The 19,060-nt window shown below is 33.7% G+C and carries 16 protein-coding genes; all 16 read left to right on the forward strand.

What is annotated here, in order from left to right; genetic code table 11:
• The first annotated feature begins 83 nt into the window (after positions 1 to 83).
• Positions 84 to 407, forward strand: coding sequence for a GIY-YIG nuclease family protein (locus IEV72_RS05445; RefSeq protein WP_188458084.1), 324 nt, complete (start codon positions 84 to 86; stop codon positions 405 to 407).
• Between the two features lie 387 nt (positions 408 to 794).
• On the forward strand, positions 795 to 2,513 hold the full coding sequence (gene asnB / locus IEV72_RS05450; RefSeq protein ID WP_188458085.1) for an asparagine synthase (glutamine-hydrolyzing): 1,719 nt from the start codon (positions 795 to 797) through the stop codon (positions 2,511 to 2,513).
• Positions 2,503 to 3,882: a hypothetical protein gene (locus tag IEV72_RS05455; protein WP_188458086.1), complete on the forward strand. Its 1,380-nt coding sequence runs from the start codon at positions 2,503 to 2,505 to the stop codon at positions 3,880 to 3,882. The genes asnB and IEV72_RS05455 overlap by 11 nt, the downstream gene beginning before the upstream one ends.
• A 2-nt stretch (positions 3,883 to 3,884) precedes the next feature.
• Complete coding sequence (locus IEV72_RS05460; protein WP_188458087.1) at positions 3,885 to 5,033, forward strand: glycosyltransferase family 4 protein; 1,149 nt, start codon at positions 3,885 to 3,887, stop codon at positions 5,031 to 5,033.
• Positions 5,034 to 5,819 (forward strand): hypothetical protein, encoded by a 786-nt coding sequence (locus IEV72_RS05465; RefSeq protein WP_188458088.1) that lies wholly within the window; start codon positions 5,034 to 5,036, stop codon positions 5,817 to 5,819.
• Positions 5,816 to 7,348, forward strand: a complete 1,533-nt coding sequence (locus tag IEV72_RS05470; protein ID WP_188458089.1) for an aldolase catalytic domain-containing protein — start codon at positions 5,816 to 5,818, stop codon at positions 7,346 to 7,348. Before IEV72_RS05465 ends, IEV72_RS05470 begins: the two co-directional genes overlap by 4 nt.
• A 3-nt stretch (positions 7,349 to 7,351) precedes the next feature.
• A complete protein-coding gene (locus IEV72_RS05475) occupies positions 7,352 to 8,062 on the forward strand; it encodes an HpcH/HpaI aldolase family protein (protein WP_188458090.1) in 711 nt (236 codons plus the stop codon).
• A complete protein-coding gene (locus IEV72_RS05480) occupies positions 8,062 to 8,763 on the forward strand; it encodes an acylneuraminate cytidylyltransferase family protein (protein ID WP_188458091.1) in 702 nt (233 codons plus the stop codon). Before IEV72_RS05475 ends, IEV72_RS05480 begins: the two co-directional genes overlap by 1 nt.
• A complete protein-coding gene (locus tag IEV72_RS05485) occupies positions 8,760 to 9,368 on the forward strand; it encodes an HAD family hydrolase (RefSeq protein ID WP_188458092.1) in 609 nt (202 codons plus the stop codon). Before IEV72_RS05480 ends, IEV72_RS05485 begins: the two co-directional genes overlap by 4 nt.
• Positions 9,368 to 10,489 (forward strand): glycosyltransferase family 4 protein, encoded by a 1,122-nt coding sequence (locus IEV72_RS05490; RefSeq protein ID WP_188458093.1) that lies wholly within the window; start codon positions 9,368 to 9,370, stop codon positions 10,487 to 10,489. The genes IEV72_RS05485 and IEV72_RS05490 overlap by 1 nt, the downstream gene beginning before the upstream one ends.
• Positions 10,490 to 11,189: 700 nt before the next feature.
• Complete coding sequence (locus IEV72_RS05495) at positions 11,190 to 12,284, forward strand: glycosyltransferase (protein WP_188458094.1); 1,095 nt, start codon at positions 11,190 to 11,192, stop codon at positions 12,282 to 12,284.
• 485 nt (positions 12,285 to 12,769) lie between these two features.
• Positions 12,770 to 13,771 (forward strand): N-acetylneuraminate synthase family protein, encoded by a 1,002-nt coding sequence (locus tag IEV72_RS05500; RefSeq protein WP_188458095.1) that lies wholly within the window; start codon positions 12,770 to 12,772, stop codon positions 13,769 to 13,771.
• A 21-nt stretch (positions 13,772 to 13,792) separates the two neighbouring features.
• A complete protein-coding gene (locus IEV72_RS05505; RefSeq protein WP_229731816.1) occupies positions 13,793 to 15,205 on the forward strand; it encodes an O-antigen ligase family protein in 1,413 nt (470 codons plus the stop codon).
• Entirely contained in the window at positions 15,123 to 16,145 is a 1,023-nt protein-coding gene (locus IEV72_RS05510) for a glycosyltransferase family 4 protein (protein ID WP_188458096.1), read from the forward strand. The genes IEV72_RS05505 and IEV72_RS05510 overlap by 83 nt, the downstream gene beginning before the upstream one ends.
• Positions 16,146 to 16,745: 600 nt before the next feature.
• Positions 16,746 to 18,089, forward strand: coding sequence for an MBOAT family O-acyltransferase (locus tag IEV72_RS05515; protein WP_308420159.1), 1,344 nt, complete (start codon positions 16,746 to 16,748; stop codon positions 18,087 to 18,089).
• A 5-nt stretch (positions 18,090 to 18,094) separates the two neighbouring features.
• A complete protein-coding gene (locus tag IEV72_RS05520) occupies positions 18,095 to 18,973 on the forward strand; it encodes a hypothetical protein (RefSeq protein WP_188458098.1) in 879 nt (292 codons plus the stop codon).
• The last annotated feature ends 87 nt before the right edge of the window (positions 18,974 to 19,060 follow it).

The following is a 19,060-nucleotide window of genomic DNA, read 5'->3' on the forward strand; positions in this document are numbered from 1 at the left end:
TTAGCTTCGAGCGGAGTCGAGAAGTAGTTTATACAGAGCAAAGAAGAAGTAGAGTCTGGAACACACACTCACACACTATCAAAATGAAAACCTATTACGTTTACATCATCCACTGTACTGACAATACCTATTATACTGGAATGACTAATAACATTAGTAGACGATGGCACGAGCATTGTTACAGTGAAGAAAACCCAGATTCATACACTTTTAAAAGAAAACCATTAAAATTAGTTTTTCATGAAGCATTTAACGATGTCAATCAAGCTTACGAATTTGAACGTAAAATTAAAAAGTGGAGCATAGCAAAAAAAGAAGCACTGATCAATGCAAATTGGGATAGATTAAAAGAATTAGCAGAGTGTAAAAATGAGACGCATTTTAGCAATAAACCTAAAGAAAACTAAGCTTACCTAATGTTTAGCTACGAGTTTCTTAATCCTTCTTGAAAATATTCTTATGTTTAGCTTCGAGCGGAGTCGAGAAGTAGTTTATACTGAGCGAAGACGAAGTAGAGTCGAGAATTAGCTTCGAGTGTAAACGGTTCTCGACAAAGCTTGTCCAGAGCATAGTCGAAGGGATCGAACTTCAAACAAAGAAAGCCCGAATTAAAAACATCATCACTTGTTCAGCTTCGAGCGAAGTTGAGAAGTAGCTTCGAGTTTGCCAGTACTGAGCCCCTCAATCCTTCGGGATAAACTCCGTCGAAGTGTCGAGAAGTTTAGAGTACATTATTTATACAAGACAAAACAATTCTTGAAGTCGAGAACAAACAATCAAAAACTTAAAAAATTATGTGCGGTATATCCGGTATCATAGGCCAAAAAGCCAATAAAGAAAACATCACAAAAATGACAAAAGCGCTTTACCATAGAGGCAATGACGCTATACAGCAATGGATAGAAGATGATGTTGCTTTAGGGCATAACCGATTGTCCATCATCGATTTACAAGAAGCATCCAATCAACCTTTTCAAAAAGAAAATTCACATTGGGTGTTGGTCTATAATGGTGAAATTTATAATTATATTGAATTAAGAAACGAGTTAATTCAAAAAGGATGCACCTTTACAACACAATCTGATACGGAAGTTTTGTACCAAGCATTTTTACAATGGGGGGAAGCTTGTTTGGAACGTTTCAATGGAATGTTTGCCTTTGCTTTTTGGAATACAGAAACCAAAGAATTGCTTGCAGCTCGCGATCGCTTTGGTGTAAAGCCATTTTATTATTATCATGATGAAGAAAACTTCATTTTTGCTAGCGAAATAAAAGCTATTCGGAAACTGATTAAAACCAATTTAAATGAAAAGCTTCTAGCTAATTACTTAGCTTTCGGAAGCTATGGGATGCTCCAAGAAAGCTTTTTTGAAGAAATAAATCAATTACCAGGAGGACACTTCATAAAGTTAAAAAAGAGCGATATAGAAATCAAGCAGTGGTATGATTTTGTTTCTAGAACGAATAAAAAAATTCTAGAGCTTCAATACATCACTGAAAATGAAGCCAAAGAAGCCTATAAGTTACTACTTCATGATAGTATACAATTGCGTTTCAGATCTGATGTACCGGTTGGTTTTACGTTGAGTGGTGGAGTAGATTCTTCCTTATTACTAGCTTTGGTAAATCAACGTGAAGAAGCAAAAGACATTAAAGCATTTACCTTTTATACAAACGATGAACGTTACGACGAGCTTCCTTGGGTAGAACAAATGGTCACAAAAACCAAAACCCAACTAGAAAAAGTTCTTTTAACAGCGGACGAGGTAAAAGAGCGCCATCAACAACTGAGTAAAATCCAAGATGAACCCTATGGAGGTGTCCCTACCATTGCTTATGCAAAAGTATTTGAAACTATGGCTAAGCAAGGTATAAAAGTGATTTTAGATGGACAAGGAATGGATGAAGCCTGGGCAGGATATGACTACTACCAAAATAACTCCAATAGTACCATCCAAGGGCAAACCAATGCAAGTCCGTTTAAAACAAATGTTCTAGTGGAATCTTTTTTAGCCAAAGCTGAAAAACCAACATACCCAAAACCCTTTGATGACGATTTATTGAACAAACAGTACCGCGACTTGTTTTATACAAAGATAACCAGAGCATTACGCTTTAATGATCGGGTTTCGATGGCATCAACTACCGAATTACGCGAACCTTTTTTAGATTACCGTTTAGTTGAATATGCATTTTCATTACCTACAAAAATGAAAATAAGGAATAATCAAGGCAAATACTTACTCCGGGAAATTTTAAGCGATTATAGTAAAAATCTGGCTTTTGCTCCTAAAAGACCTTTACAAACACCACAACGTGAATGGCTAGCAGAAGACCTAAGTGCTATGGTTGAAAATGCAATAATTAGCATTAAAAAAAGTAATTTAGCAGTTCTATTTGATACGCAACAACTACAAAAAGAATGGAAGAAATATCAACAAGGAGAACAAGACTCAAGTTTTCATATATGGCAATGGATAAGTGTCAGTAAATTAGGCTTTAATGAAAAATAAGATTTACATTCTAATGCCTGATGGCGTAGGAATTAGAAACTATATATATTCAAGTGACTTTGATGATTTTGGATTAGAAGTCACACTTTTACATAATTTTAAACCTGATACGATAACTGATTTTTGTTTGCAAGAATCAATAAAATTACAACAACTTTCAACTTATAAAGAAAGCTTTCAGGAAAAGTTTTACCGTGAACTTATACATTTAGTGCGATTAAAGTATAATGCCAAAATAAAAACTAACTCAAGCATATTGAGTAATTATATGCCTAAGAAAAATGCGTTAAAACTTAAATTATTTTATGCTATTGTTGAATTCTGCTCGAAGTTTTATATTTCTCAAGGTCAAATTCAAAATTTAGAAATTCAATATCAAAAAGCTATAAGGTCTTCAAAGTTATATCAATATTATTATAATTATTTTAAAGAGCATAAACCCACTAAATTATTTTGTACACATCAACGTGCTGTGATTGCTGCACCAATTTTTGCTGCAGCTAAAGATGCAGGTATAAAAACGCTTACAGCTATCTATTCGTGGGATAATTTACCTAAGGCTAGATTAGCTCTGAGAGCAGATGAATATTTGGTTTGGAGTCCTTATATGAAAGACGAATTAACAACCTACTATCCTGAAATTAAAGATCAACAAATAAAAATACTAGGTACACCACAATTTCAGTTTCATTATGACGACTCTTATTTATGGACAAAAGAAAAGTTGGCTGAATTTTATGATTTAGACTTAAATAAAAAATGGTTGTGCTTTAGTGGTGATGATAAAACTACCTCGCCTTTTGACCCGGAATACTTACAAGATATAGCTGAAGAAATATACAGTTCGGGTCTAGCTACTGAATGGCAAATTTTATTAAGGCCTGTACCTGTAGAAGGCTTTGATAAATACCAAAAGGTTATTGATAAATTTCCTGAAATCATAAAAAAAACAGGGGCAGACTGGGTGATGTCTTCAAATTGGTCTGATGTTTATCCTAAAGAAACAGATTTAAATATACTATCGAGCTTATGCGAACACGCTGATGCTGTCATTAATGTAGGCTCAACAATGGCTTTAGATTTTGGTATGCATCATAAACCTGCTATCTATCTAAATTATGAAGTTAAACCAAATTCACATTGGTCGATTAAAAGAGTATATAAATTTCAACATTTTAGAAGTATGGGAGAGCTTACACCCGTTATTTGGTTGAATGATAAAAAAGACTTACCTGAAATTATCATGAACTTGGGTAAATACCATCAACAAACAAAAGAAGATATGCAAACCTGGTGTGAACGAATTATTCCAAAAGAACTTCGTGTATCATCAAGCCATTTAATTAATCAATACCTTATAAACAACTAAAAATGCACATTGTTTTTTTAACATCAGAATATCCAAAAGAAGGCTTTCCACATGGTGGAGTAGGGACATTTATAAGAGTTTTAGCAAGAGGATTAGTTAAGCAAGGTTTTTTGGTAAGTATAATTGGATTAAACTATATAGAAAAAGATGAAGTAGAAAATGATAATGGAGTACAAATTTATCGATTCAAACGTTCATCAATACCTAAAATGGGATGGTACTTCAGTAACAAAATAATAAATGATGCAATAAAAAGATTACATCAAAACCAACCCATAGATGTAGTTGAAGCAACCGAATTAGGCCTAGCATTTATAAAAAAAATAAAAGGAATAAAGTATTTAATACGAATGAATGGCGGTCATCATTTCTTTGCAGAGTCTGAAAATAGAGATGTAGAAACTTGGAAAGCTTATCAAGAAAAGCGTAGTTTCCAAAAAGCTGACCATATCATAGGTGTAAGTAAATATGTGCTGAATCATACGGCTAAATTTTTAGATTTTGAATCTAAACGTGGAGAAGTAATTTTTAATCCCGCTAACTTAGACATGTTTTACAAAGCGGATTTATCTAAAGAGATAAAAGGGCGCATCTTTTTTGCAGGTTCAATTTGCGAAAAAAAAGGCATAAGGCAACTCGTTAAAGCCATGCCCCAAATCAAACAAGCTATACCAGAAGCCCATCTCGTCATAGCAGGTCGAGATACAAAAATTCGAGGCACACAAGATTCATATCTAGCTTACTTAAAAACTGAAATACCAGATGAAGTTAAAAAGGATATTCATTTTTTAGGTCCTATAGAAAATACACAAATACCCAAAGAAATAGAAAAAGCGGAAGTTTGTGCATATCCATCGCACATGGAAGCCATGCCCTTAGCCTGGATAGAGGTATTGAGCATGGGCAAAGCCTTTGTAGCTAGCAATTTAGGTCCGGGGCCAGAAGCGGTAAAACATGGTGAAACAGGATTATTGTGTAATCCTTTAGCTATTGGTGATTTAGCCAAACAAGTCATCTATATGCTACAAAATCGTAAAGAAGCTCATCAAATGGGTCAGAATGCTATTCAAGATGTTAAAAAACGCTTTAGTTTAGAGGTGCTAATGAAGCAGAACGTTGAGATGTATAAAAATTTAATCAAAACCAAATAAATGAACTTTTTTGATAAATTATTTTACACCAATAAATACATTAAGAGCATTCACTTAAAGTTTTTTTTATTGTTTTTTAAAACTAAAAAGCTGGATAGTAATTTTGATTTGTCTGAGGAAATTAAAAAGAGCAAGTCTCTTGTAGTTCTTGCTTCTGGACCCTCAGCAAAAAAGTATAGGCATGAAAAAGATGATTTAATTATTACAACAAACTCTTCATACCTCATGTTGCATAAACATGCTAGATTTATTCATATTATCAAAGACTTGGGGTACTTACATAAATTTTTGATGTTTGGATTAAAGTTTAAGCCTCTGGCAGTAATCATCGATATCAACACACATTCAAATGGTAAAGGTTTTGGAGCTCATTCTATAAAGTTATTAAAATCTTACTTAGGAAGGCGCTACTATTCTTTTCCTGTTATAATTACTGATAATGAAAATTTATTTACTGAAAATAGGGTAAATTATGGAAATCAAATGAGTGATTTTTTTGAAATCAATAAAATTAAAAGAAGCGCTTCTAATAGTGGAGAATTAATTTATGCCTATGGAGTTTGGTTATCTTCACAAGAAAATAGAACGATGAAAGTTTTTGGCATTGACGCTGGTGAAGGCGGTAATAAACACTTTGATGGAAGATCTACAGCATCTAATCATGTTGCATTTAGGGATCATAATAAAAAAAGAATGAGTGATTTTTTTGGAGAGTGCCAAAATAAATATTCACATATTTTTAATTATTCCTTTTTTAAAAATAATACTGAAACAACAAATCAATGAAAATACTCGATTGTACTATAAGAGACGGGGGTTATTACACCAACTGGGATTTTGATACCAACTTAGTCGATACTTATTTAAAGGCTTTCAATCATTTACCAGTTGAATATTTAGAAGTAGGTTACCGTTCTCAAGCCATGCCAGGATATTTAGGTAAGTATTTTTATTGCCCTATATCCGTATTGGAAGATTTAAAAGCAAAATCCAATAAGAAGCTAGTTATCATTTTGAATGAAAAGGACGTAAGAGCTGAAGATGCTGAGGAATTACTCAATCCTATAAAAGATTTAGTAACCATGGTACGCATGGCCATCGATCCAAAAAACTTTAAACGGGCTTTAGTGTTAGCACAAAAAGTAAAAGAACTCGGTTTTGAAGTCGCTTTTAACGTGATGTACATGTCTACATGGAAAGAAGAGCGAGATTTTATTGACTTACTGCCGCAAGTAGATGGCATAGCCGATTATTTTTATATGGTAGATTCCTTTGGTGGAGTTTACCCAGAAGATGTAAGTGAAACCATTGCGCTTGTCCGATCCAAAACCAAGGTAAAGCTGGGTTTTCATGGGCATAACAACTTAGAAATGGCATTAGCCAATACACTTGTTGCTATTGAAGAAGGAGTGGATTTTGTAGATGCGACCATTACTGGAATGGGACGCGGCGCAGGAAACTTAAAAACAGAATTATTGCTTACCGCTTTACAAGCCAAAGGAAAACTTGAGTTTGATTACAATGAATTAAGCAAAGTGGTAGATGCTTTTACCAAACTGCAAAAAGAACACGAATGGGGTACGAATTTACCCTATATGGTTTCAGGTGCCAACTCACTTCCACAAAAGCAAGTCATGGAATGGGTGAGTAAACGCTACTATTCGTTTAATTCCATTATTAGAGCATTAAACAACCAAAGCCAAGGTAAAGAAGACAATATTGCTTTACCAAAACTGGCCACAAATGAAACCAAGTACCAACGGGCTTTAATTGTTGGTGGCGGACCAAGTCCTGTAGAACATTCAGCTGCTATTGATCAATTTCTAATCCAAAATCCTGATGTTTTAGTAATTCATGCTAGTTCTAAAAATGCGTTGAGTTTTACAAAAGTTCCTAATGAGCAAATCTTTTGTTTAGTAGGTAACGAAGGTCACCGTATGGAAGAAGTATTTGGAGAACGAAAGATTGAAGGCAAATGTATTTTACCTCCTTTCCCAAGAAAAATGGGGACATATATACCTAAAGCATTAGAAAATAACGCTTTTGAATTACAAGATGTTAATTTTACAAATGAATTCAAAGATTCACACACCACAATTGCTTTGCAAACAGCCTTGGAGTTAGGGATTACTGAATTATTTGTAGTAGGCTATGATGCTTACAGTGGAAACATAAGCGAGAAAGAACAAGAATTGTTCAATGAAAATGTACAGCTATTTAAATCTTATAAGGCAAAAACAAAAACTAAATTAATAACCTTAACAAGTACAGGATACAAGCAATTAGAAAGCCAATCCATTTACTCATATATTTAAATTATGGTAGGTATTTTTTCAAAAACAATTGATTCAAATTTAGTTGAAGCCATAAGCTATTCTGGTTTAGACTTTATGATTTTCGATCAAGAACACGGCACAGTAGATTTAACGACTATTCAAAACCATGTAAGAGCTACAAAAATGGGAGGGATGACTTCCGTAATTCGAGTAGCAGAAAATAACCACAATAAAATTGGTAGTGCCTTTGATACAGGAGCAGATATGGTTCAAGTACCTAATATAAGCTCCGTAGAACAAGCTAAGCAAGCCATTGAAGCCGCTAAGTTTTACCCCAAGGGCAATAGAGGAGTTTGTTGCTATGTAAAAGCTGCCAACTTCGGTACAACAGAAAAATCAACATACCTAACCAATGCAAACACTAAGCAGCTTATTTTGCAAGTTGAAGGCAAGGATGGGATGAATAGTATTGATAGCATACTTGAGTTAGATGGATTTGATATATTGTTTATAGGTCCTTATGATTTATCACAATCCCTTGGTTATCCTGGACAAGTTGACCACCCTGAAGTGGTAAAAGCCATTGAAGTGTTAGCTAAAAAAGTAAAAGCAACGGGAAAAATATTAGGAACCTTTGTAGATAGTTTTGATAAAATAAAACTTTTTAAAGAAAAGGGATTCAGGTATATAGCCTTTTCAGTGGATTTAAATCTTTTTGCTGGGTTATGTAAAAGCATAAAAAAAGAATTTTAATGGAAAATTTTTTGAAAGACGATTTAACAATAATCATTCCCGTCCGAGAAGGAAGTACCAGGGTGAAAGATAAAATTTATCTAGAAATCGAAGATGGGGTTTCACTTCTTGAATGGAAAATTAGTGAGCTGCTGAATTACCGTAAAGACTTAAACATACTTATAAGTTCTAATTCTGAAAATGTAAAGGCAGTTGCCCAGAATTTAGGGGTGGGATACCATGAGAGAGACTCTTATTTGTGTAAAGGACATATTGCAAGTTTTTCTGAAGTAATCACTGGAATTGTTAAGGATATTGACACCAAGCATTTTGCTTGGTGTACCGTTGTGGTTCCTTTTATGTCTAAATCAATGTTTCAACAATGTTTTGAAGATTATTTTAATAATGTTATAAAAAACAATTCGCATGATAGCTTAGTGAGTGTAAATTTACTTAAAGAATACTTTTGGTTAGATGATAAGCCTTTAAACTACAAAGCAGATAAAAATCATACTATAAGTCAAGAATTGCCAGACATATTTAAAGTAACCAATGGTCTTTACATGAGGGATAAAATATCTACTCTGCATGAAGGCTATTTCTTAGGGCCTAAGCCTTATAAGTCTTTACTTCCAAAAGTAGCGGGAATAGATATTGATGAATACGAAGACTTTGAATTTGCCAAAGCAATGCTGCCTATTTATAAAGAAACATACAGGTGATAACAACAATTTTTTGGGATTTCGACGGCGTTTTAATGAATTCTAACGCGGTTCGGGACAAAGGTTTTGAAATGGTATTAGCCAATTACCCTAAAGATCAAGTGAAGCAACTTATGAATTTTCACCAAGCCAATGGTGGCTTATCGAGGTATGTAAAATTCAGGTATTTTTTTGAAGAAGTAAGATGCGAAAAAATTACTGATGAGCAAGTGCAAGTTTGGGCAGATCAATTTTCAGAAATCATGTTAGCCAACTTAATAAATAAAGACTTACTCATTAAAGAAACTCTTGATTTTGTTAAAGAGAACTATCAAAAATACAATATGCACATTGTATCGGGTTCAGATGGCAATGAATTGCGGCAGATATCCAAAGGAGTTGGTATAGATCAGTGTTTTAAAAGTATTGAAGGTTCACCAACACCTAAAAAACAATTGGTGGCTAATGTTCTTAATAAAAACAATTATACTCCTAAAGAATGTGTCTTAATAGGCGACTCAATAAATGATTTTGAAGCGGCTCATAAAAATAAGATACAATTCCTAGCTTATAACAATAAAGAGCTCGTTTTGACTTATCCTGAATTTAAACCTTCTAATTTTTAATGAAGTTTTTAATTGTAACACATGCTGAAACTTACAAAAAAGAAGATCAATACTTTGCTTATGCGCCCTACGTTAGAGAAATGAATCTTTGGGCAAAATATGTTAACCAAATCAGTATTGTTTCTCCTGTAGGAGATTCTTTTGAAAAAAACATCAGTTTAGCCTATCAGCATAACCAAATAAAGTTTTACCAAGTATCCGCATTTTCATTAGTTGGTAGCAAAGAGATACTCAAGACTTTATTCAAACTACCACAGATTCTTGCCGTTATTTACAAAGCCATGAAACAAGCCGATCATATTCATTTGCGGTGTCCAGGAAATATGGGTTTGCTGGGATGTTTAGTTCAAGTTTTATTTCCCAAAACCCCAAAAACAGCCAAATATGCCGGCAATTGGAATCCAAAAGCAAAGCAACCTTGGAGCTATATACTTCAAAAATGGCTGTTAAGCAATACCTTGCTAACCAAAAATATGCAAGTTTTGGTTTACGGTAATTGGCCAAATCAAACACAAAACATCAAAGCTTTTTTTACAGCTACTTATCAAGAAAGCGAGAAAGAACCTATCAAGATTAGAAATTATACCCAAACACTTCATTTTTGTTTTGTAGGCAGTTTAGCTCCCGGCAAACAACCTTTAAAGGCCATTCAATTCGTGCAGGAATTGCAACAAAAAGGTATAGATGCAATTTTACACATCTATGGGGATGGAACTGAACGAGAAGCTGTAAGCGATTACATCAAGCTTCATCAATTAACAGATACGGTTTTGATTTACGGAAATCAACCCAAACAAAAAGTAAAAAAAGCCATACAACAGGCTCATTTTTTAATCTTACCTAGCAAATCAGAAGGTTGGCCAAAAGTAGTAGCAGAAGCCATGTTCTGGGGCTGTATTCCTATAGTTACTCCTATTTCGTGTGTGCCTTGGATGCTAGATAATGGAAAACGAGGTATTTTGATGCTGGATACTAAACTAAATGAAACAGCGAATAGCATTCAATCGCTGATTAATCAACCAAGCGAATTGGAACGCATGGCCGAAAAAGCAGCCCAATGGTCAAGGCAATATACCTTAGATAAGTTTGAAAAAGAAATAGAAAAACTATTAGCCACTTAATGTTGTCCATTTTTAAACTAAAGTTCATATAAAGTTTGTTGCAGGAAGTTACACAATAAACCTATTTCATTACATTTTTAAGAAATAATAGTTTAAAAGTAAGTAACAACTTCAATGAAACAACAATTTATAATTGCGTAATTGCCTGCCCAATCTGTCGATGTATCGATAGTCATGGGAATTAATACCGAGAAACGTAGTGAATCGGGACAGCTAAAAAGTTCTCGATAGTTCTGCTGAGTATAATCGAAGTACAATTTTGCAAACAACGGTTAAAAAAAAACAGAAATTATTCGTAGCAGAATCACTCGAACAGACAACTGAAAACAGCGAAGCGACATAACAGTGAGCCTGCGAAATCCACAACTTTTACAACTTCTCGTATCTAACAACATTAAAAAAAACTGTCATTCCGTAAAAATTTATGAAGTAAATTTTATACGGAATCTCATGATGAAAATCCAATACTTCAAAACACCACCAAACCAATAACCGAAAACCGAAAACCGAAAACCGACAACCTTTACAACAGCGAATCGAAATAACAACCAACAACCAACAACTTCAATAAGATAGCAATTTATAATTGCGTAATCGCCTGCCCAATCTGTCGATGTATCGATAGTCATGGGAATTAATCCCGAGAAACGCAGTGAATCGGGAAGTCAACCAACAACTAAAAAAATGCCCAACAAAAATAATGCTCAACAAAAATAATATACGAGTAATCCAGCTAATCGACTCCTTAGATGCAGGTGGTGGAGAACGCATGGCAGTAAATCTTGCTAATACCTTAGCCGAAAAAGTAGCCTTTTCAGGTTTAGTTTGCACCCGAAAAGAAGGAGTTTTAAAAGAAACAATCAATAAAGAAACTGCTTACTTCTTTTGTAATAAAAAACGAAGTATTGATTTTTCAGCTATAAAAAAGACATTAAGCTTTTTAAAGTCAAATAATGTAGAAATTGTACATGCACATGGGAGTTCCTTTTTTTTCGCCTTTTTATTAAAATTAGTGGATTCTAGCCTAAAAATAGTCTGGCACGACCACCATGGCAATAGGGTAAATGAAACGAATCACTTCAAGAGTGAAATTTTAAAACAAGTTTCAAGATATTTTTCGCATGTGTTTTGTGTAAGTAATGATTTAGTTGAATGGTCAAAAACCAATTTAAAAACCAATTTGATTAGCCACATCAATAATTTTGTTTCGCCAGATACAAACCAAAATATTTCAAGGAATTTTAAGTTAAATGAGCCCTGTATAGTATGTGTTGCTAATCTAAGAAAACCCAAAAACCATTTTAATCTAATCAATGCGTTTAAAATTATTAAAAACAATGATGCTTATAAAAGCTGGAAGTTGGTTTTAGTTGGAGACAATAAAAATGATGAATATGCTCAATCGCTTAAGAAATTAATAAGTAATTCATCTTTAACTCAAGAAGTTTTAATCTTAGGTCAACGCTCAGACGTAAGCAATATTGTTAATCAATCTAAAATTGCTGTTTTGTCATCAGATGTTGAAGCACTACCTATGGCATTAATAGAGTATGCTATGGCAAAAAAACCAGTAGTAGTCACTGATGTGGGACAATGCGCTGAAGTGATAGGAAACTCTGGTAAGTTAGTAGCCCCAAACGATGCAAAAGCTTTAGCAGAAGCGATTCAATTTTATATAGAAAATCCTACTGAAGCTAATAAAGATGCAAAGGCTTTGCATGAAAAAGTAAATAATGAATTTAATCCAAATACCATAATAGAACAAGTAATTCAGGTATATAGTTCGGTAATTTAAAGTCAATAGTAGCTAAAAGAGAAAAGATCAAAGGCCTTAGATAATTTAGAGCATATAAAACCAGACAAATAACTATGGACACTAAACACATGACAATTAACTTTTCACTGTTCACAATTCACTGTTCACGATTCACCTTGAACAAGGTCTAAGAGCTAAAAGCTACAAAAAACAACTGAAAACAGATAACCGTAAACAGAAACCCAACACAGATCACGATTCACTATTCACCCTGAGCAAGGTCTAAGAGCTAAAAGCTACAAAAAACAACTGAAAACAGATAACCGTAAACAGAAACCCAACACAATTCACTATTTACCCTGAGCATGTCGAAGGGTTCACAGTTCACGGTTCACGATTCACCTTGAACACGGTCTAAGAGCTAAAAGCTAAAAGCCACAAGCTATAAAAAAACATCTGAAAACAAATAACCGTAAACGGAAAACCCATCAACCATCGAAATTAACAACTAAAAAAGCACTAGAATGTATTTAATAGCTGAAATAGGTCAAGCCCATGAAGGAAGTTTAGGCATGTTGTATGCGTATATTGATGCTGTAGCCCAAACTGGGGTCAACGCCATCAAATTCCAAACCCATATCGCCCATGCAGAAAGCAGCGAGTTTGAACCTTTCCGAGTTAAATTCTCCAAACAAGATAAAACGAGATATGAGTATTGGGAACGCATGTCCTTTACTCAAGAACAATGGAATGAGATAGGTAAGTATACAAAAGAAAAAGGTGTAGACTTTATCAGTAGTCCATTCTCCAATGCAGCGGTAGATGTATTGGAAGAAGCAGAAGTAGATACCTATAAAATAGGTAGTGGAGAAGTAACCAATTTTTTGCTACTAGAAAAGGTAGCGCAAACCCAAAAACCAGTCATCATATCGAGTGGTATGAGCTCGTACACCGAATTGGATGCAGCGGTGCAATTTCTATTGCAACGTAATGTAGATTTGAGCGTTTTACAATGCACCACGGCTTATCCAACACAACCAGAACAATTTGGCTTAAATGTAATTACAGAATTAAAAGGTCGCTACCCCGATTTAAAAATAGGCTTTTCGGATCATTCGGGGTCAACGGCTGCTGGAATTGCAGCTACTACATTAGGAGCTGAAATTATCGAATTCCATGTGGTGTTTCATAAAGAAATGTTTGGTCCTGATGTAAAGGCTTCATTAACCTTAGAAGAAACCAAATCCTTAGTGGAAGCCACAAATACCATATTCAAAGCAATAAATAATCCAATCGATAAACAAGATCATAAGGAATTCTCGAACTTAAAGGCTATTTTTGAAAAATCATTAGCCGTGAACAAAGATTTACCAAAAGGTCATGTTTTAGGTTTTAAAGATTTAGAAGCGAAAAAACCTAAAGGGAAAGGTGTAGATGCTACTGACTTTAAAACTGTTCTTGGAAAAAAGCTGAATCAAGCTAAAACAGCTTGGTCTTTTATCAATCAAGAAGATTTAATCAATTAGCTAACAACTTAATTTGAATAATTGTTAACATCTCGTATAAATAATAAAACCAAAGAAGATTTAAAGCCAATTTTACTACATGTGCTATTGGGTTTATTATTATATCTGTTAGAACCACTGGGTATTTTATATTTTTTTGGTTTTTTAATTTATTTTGAACTTAAAATTATTTACTCTACAAACAAAGTGTTATGGACTTTGGTTGCAGCTGGTTATGTTAGCACTTCAGAAGTATTTCTAAGAATGACTGGATCAGTCCCTTTTTGGGAATCGGGTAAGTATTTAGTTACCTTTTTTATGCTTCAAGGCTTATATTTTAAAGACTTAAAACTTAAAGCATTTCCAATATTAATATTGGCATTGTTATATTTTCCAGGTATTTATGTAACCTACTTAAATTATATAGATATTGAACAGAGTTTTAGAAAAATGATACTTTTTAATCTCTCTGGACCATTGTCTCTTGTTGCTACAGCTTTATTTTGTTACAAAAGGCAAATTAAGGTAAATGATATATTAAGAGTTACAGATTATATGATTTTACCAATTATATCCATGGCTATTTATGTTACTTTTAAATCTCCATCTTTTGAGAATGTAACATTTACAACAGAATCGAATCAACAATTATCAGGAGGTTATAGCGGTAATCAAGTTTCTACTATTTTTGGTATGGGGGTTTTTTTAACTTATATTCGATTTTTAATACCTCCAAAACAGATTATTTTAAAAGTGCTAAATAATTTTTTTTTAGCTTTTTTTGCATATAGAGCACTCTTAACTTTCTCCAGAGGTGGACTATTAACTGGGTTAATAATGTGTGGTATATTAACTTTACTCTTTTTAAACTGGGCCAACATTATAGCTAAAACTAAAGTAATATTGAAATTAGGATTATTGTCTTTAGCTGGTTTTGTAGTTTGGGGGTATACGATAGCTGTTACAGGAGGCTTAATTTTTAATCGATATGCAGGTATTAATGCAAAGGGAGTTAAAAAAGAAGACATCAGTACTGGTAGATTTGATATTTTTACAGAAGAAATAGAATTATTTATGCAAGATCCAATTTTTGGCATTGGAGTGGGGATGGGCAACATTCATCGCATAGAAACCTTAGGGCATACTATGGCTTCACACAACGAAATAGGAAGAATGATTAGTGAACATGGCTCCTTTGGGATAGCAGCATTAATAATGTTGATTTTAATTCCATTATTTACTTTTTTATTTAAACCAAAGAATTTATTTATTATTCCATTTATTCTTTTTTGGTTTTTAACTGTAAATCATTCCGCTATGCGAGTAGCTCTACCTGGTTTTTTTTATGGCTATGCCCTTCTTGATATAACCTATGGAAAAAAAAGAAAAAAGAAAAAACATCCTTTATCTGGGCAACAAACTCGCTCAGAAAAACCGCAACTTAACCCATCTTGAAACCTTAAGTAAGGATTTAGAAAAGGAAGCTTATCAGGTGAAAACCTTTTCTAATCAAATTAATCCTGTACTTCGGTTGTTGCAAATGCTTTGGGCAAACCTTAGTCTGAGGAATTGGTATGAGGTGTTGCTAATCGATACGTATTCTACATCGGCTTTTTGGTATGCGTATTTAAATGCTCGCTTAGCACGCCTTTTTAATAAAAAATACATTTGCATCTTACATGGAGGTAATTTACCAAAGCGCTTAAATAACAGCCCGAAACTTTGCAAAAAACTCTTTGGCAAGGCTTACCTAAACATTGCTCCTTCGCATTATCTATTAGAAGCTTTTCAAGAAGCAGGCTATACCAATCTAAAATACATACCCAACACCATTGAAATAGGGAAATACCCTTTTCAATTAAGAAAAAAAGCAACTCCCAAATTACTCTATGTACGTTCCTTTGCACATATTTACAATCCCATTTTAGCTTTAAAAGTACTACAAAACTTGCGAGATGATTTTCCAGATATACAATTAAGTATGGTAGGTCCATTTAAAGATGAATCCATTAATCAATGCAAAGCTTTTGCAGAAATACACGATTTACCAGTAAGCTTTACTGGCGGTATGCCTAAAGAAAAATGGTTGAATTATGCAAAAGATTTTGATATTTTCATCAATACTACCAATGTAGATAATACACCTGTAAGTGTAATCGAAGCCATGGCATTAGGCTTACCGGTGGTGACCACTAATGTAGGTGGAATTCCTTATTTATTAGATGAAGATGAAGCCATGCTCGTCCCACCTGATAACGTAGATGCCATGTCTGAAGCCATAAAAACACTCATCCAATCACCTAGTTTGGTCGAAAAGCTTTCGCTTCAAGGGCGTCAAAAAGTAGAAGCCTTCGATTGGCAAACCGTAAAACAAAAATGGATTGAAATCTTATAATCTTAGCGTCTATTTATAAATGAACTGTCATTCCGTAAAAATTTATAAAGTAAATTGTATACGGAATCTCATGATGAAAACCTATATTTTTTCAAAACAATTCCAAACCAATAATCGAAAACCTACAACTTCAATGAGATAGCAATTTATAATTGCATAATTGCCTGCCCAATCTGTCGTTGTATCGATAGTTATGTGAATTAATCCCGAGAAACGTAGTGAATCGGGACAGCTAAAAAGTTCTCGATAGTTCTGCTGAGTATAATCGAAGAACAATTCTGCAAACAACGGTTTAAATAAAAAAACAGAAATTATTCGTAGCAGAATCACTCGAACAGACAACTGAAAACAGCGTAGCGATATAACAGTGAGCCTGCGAACCTCACAACTTTTACAACAGCGCAGCTACATAACTTCTCATATCTAACAACATTCAAAAAAACCTGTCATTCCGTAAAAATTGATGAAGTAAATTTTATACGGAATCTCATGATAAAACCCAAATTATAATAAACATAAATGCTTTTCAATTCCATTTCTTTTTTAATTTTTCTACCCATAGTATTTGCACTTTTCTGGTTAGCAAATAAAAAATTGCAATTGCAAAACTTGATTGTTTTGATAGCGAGTTATGTATTTTATGCATGGTGGGATTGGCGATTTCTAGGCTTAATTATAGCTAGTACTTTGGTGGATTATGCAGTGGGAATAAACCTTGAGAAAACTACTGCAAAGTCAAGGAGAAAAGTGTTAGTGGCTATGAGTCTACTATTTAATTTAGGACTTCTAGGCTTTTTTAAATATTACAATTTCTTCGTAGAATCCTTCATTGAAGCATTTGAAACAGCTGGAATCAGTTTAGAAGCTTCCACTTTACAGATTATACTTCCAGTAGGAATTTCATTTTATACTTTCCAAACACTTAGTTACACTTTAGATGTGTATAAAAGAGAAATTTCAGCAAGTAAGAATCTGCTTTCGTTTGCTACTTATGTAGCCTTTTTTCCACAGTTAGTAGCAGGACCAATTGAACGAGCAGCTCAACTCTTACCCCAATTTAGTTTACCTAAAAAGTTCGACTACCAATTGGCTAAATCGGGGATTTATTTAATGATATGGGGCTTGTTTAAAAAAGTAGTGGTAGCCGATAACTGCGCCTTTTTTGTCAATCAAATTTTTGATAATCCTGTACAAGAATCATCCGTAACTTTGTTATTAGGAGCGGTGCTTTTTGCCTTTCAGATTTATGGTGATTTTTCTGGGTATTCAGATATTGCCATTGGGGTTGCACGTTTATTTGGGTTTAAATTAATGACCAATTTTTCTTATCCCTATTTTTCAAGAGATATAGCTGAATTTTGGCGAAGATGGCATATTTCACTATCTACTTGGTTTAGGGATTATTTGTATATTCCGCTTGGTGGTTCACGGGCTACTAAATTGAAGCAAGTAAGAAATGTATTCATTATTTTCTTAGTGAGTGGTTTTTGGCATGGAGCAAATTGGACTTTCGTTGTTTGGGGCGGTATTCATGCATTGCTTTTTTTACCACTTTTATTAGTGAAGGCCAATAGAAAAAACTTAGAAGGCAACCACTTGAATTTGAAAAATATATCAAGCATTATATTTACTTTTTTATTGGTCACCTTTGCTTGGGTATTTTTTAGAGCAGCTAATCTTGGTGAAGCTTGGCAGTATATAGTTGAGATTTTAAAAATGGATGATTTGAGCATGAATTTATTTTTAAAATCGAATAAATACATGCTGTTTTTTGGGGTTTCACTATTTAGTATACTTGTCCTTTTGTTAACGGAGTACACTGCTTTTGCTAATAATAAAAAAGAAGTACAGTTGAATAAATGGAAATCATTTATCGTAGTCATTTTAATTCTATTTTTAGGCGTTTTCAAAAACCCATCTGATTTTATTTATTTCCAATTTTAGTGTTTATGAAAAAGTTTCTAAAACAGATCACGATTTATGGACTCTTGGTTTTGCTTATATTGAATGGCATCAGCTTGGTTGTCTTTTACATTCATCAAAAAAGTAAATTATATAAGCCGTCCTTTATTAGCAATACAGTAGAAAATCAAAATTATGATTATATCATCTTAGGATCAAGTATGGGATTAACGAGTATCGACACGAAGTTGGTAGATCAAATGAATTCCACATCAGGTTTAAATGCTTCCATGGACGATACTAGCTTGGGCACCCATTATCTGATGTTAAAGCACTTTTTGGAAAGTGGTGGAAGTACGGATAAGGTTTTTGTGACCATAAGTCCGAGGGATGTTGCCAATAAAAATCCTAAAGAAAGTACAAACGATTATCGATTCTTGCCTTATATATATCGTGACTACGTCCATAAGCACTTCAATGAAAAATTAGGACCAACTCATTACTTGAGTCTTTCCTATTGGCAACCTTTTGTTGGAGTTTCTTACTATAATTTAGAAATGGCAGCATCTTCAGCCCAAGCTTTAATTCAGCCTAACAAACGAAATCGATTTGATGATAAAGGAAATTACTCCTACCCTATAACAGGAAATCCACCCAAAAATGAACTAGATGAAATTACGCTTGCTTGGGAAAATCCATATTTAGTAAAAATTGAAAGCCTAGCAAAAGAAAACAATATCGACTTATTTTATTACCAGGCTCCAATTTACAACTTAAAAGTAATTACCCTGGATCCCAAGAAAAACTTGATTAATCATGCTAATAAAATAAATGACCCATCTTTGTTTTACGATAAAATTCATGTAAACGCTTTAGGGAGAGAAGAAATAACCAAAATTTTCGCAAATGAAATATCGCTTGAATAAGAGCCAATATGTTAGTATATTCTGTCATTCCGTAAAAATTGATGAAGTAAATTGTATACGGAATCTCATGATGAAAACCTATATCTT

Origin of the sequence: Psychroflexus planctonicus, from assembly GCF_014640195.1 — a bacterium.
GTDB classification, from domain to species: domain Bacteria; phylum Bacteroidota; class Bacteroidia; order Flavobacteriales; family Flavobacteriaceae; genus Psychroflexus; species Psychroflexus planctonicus.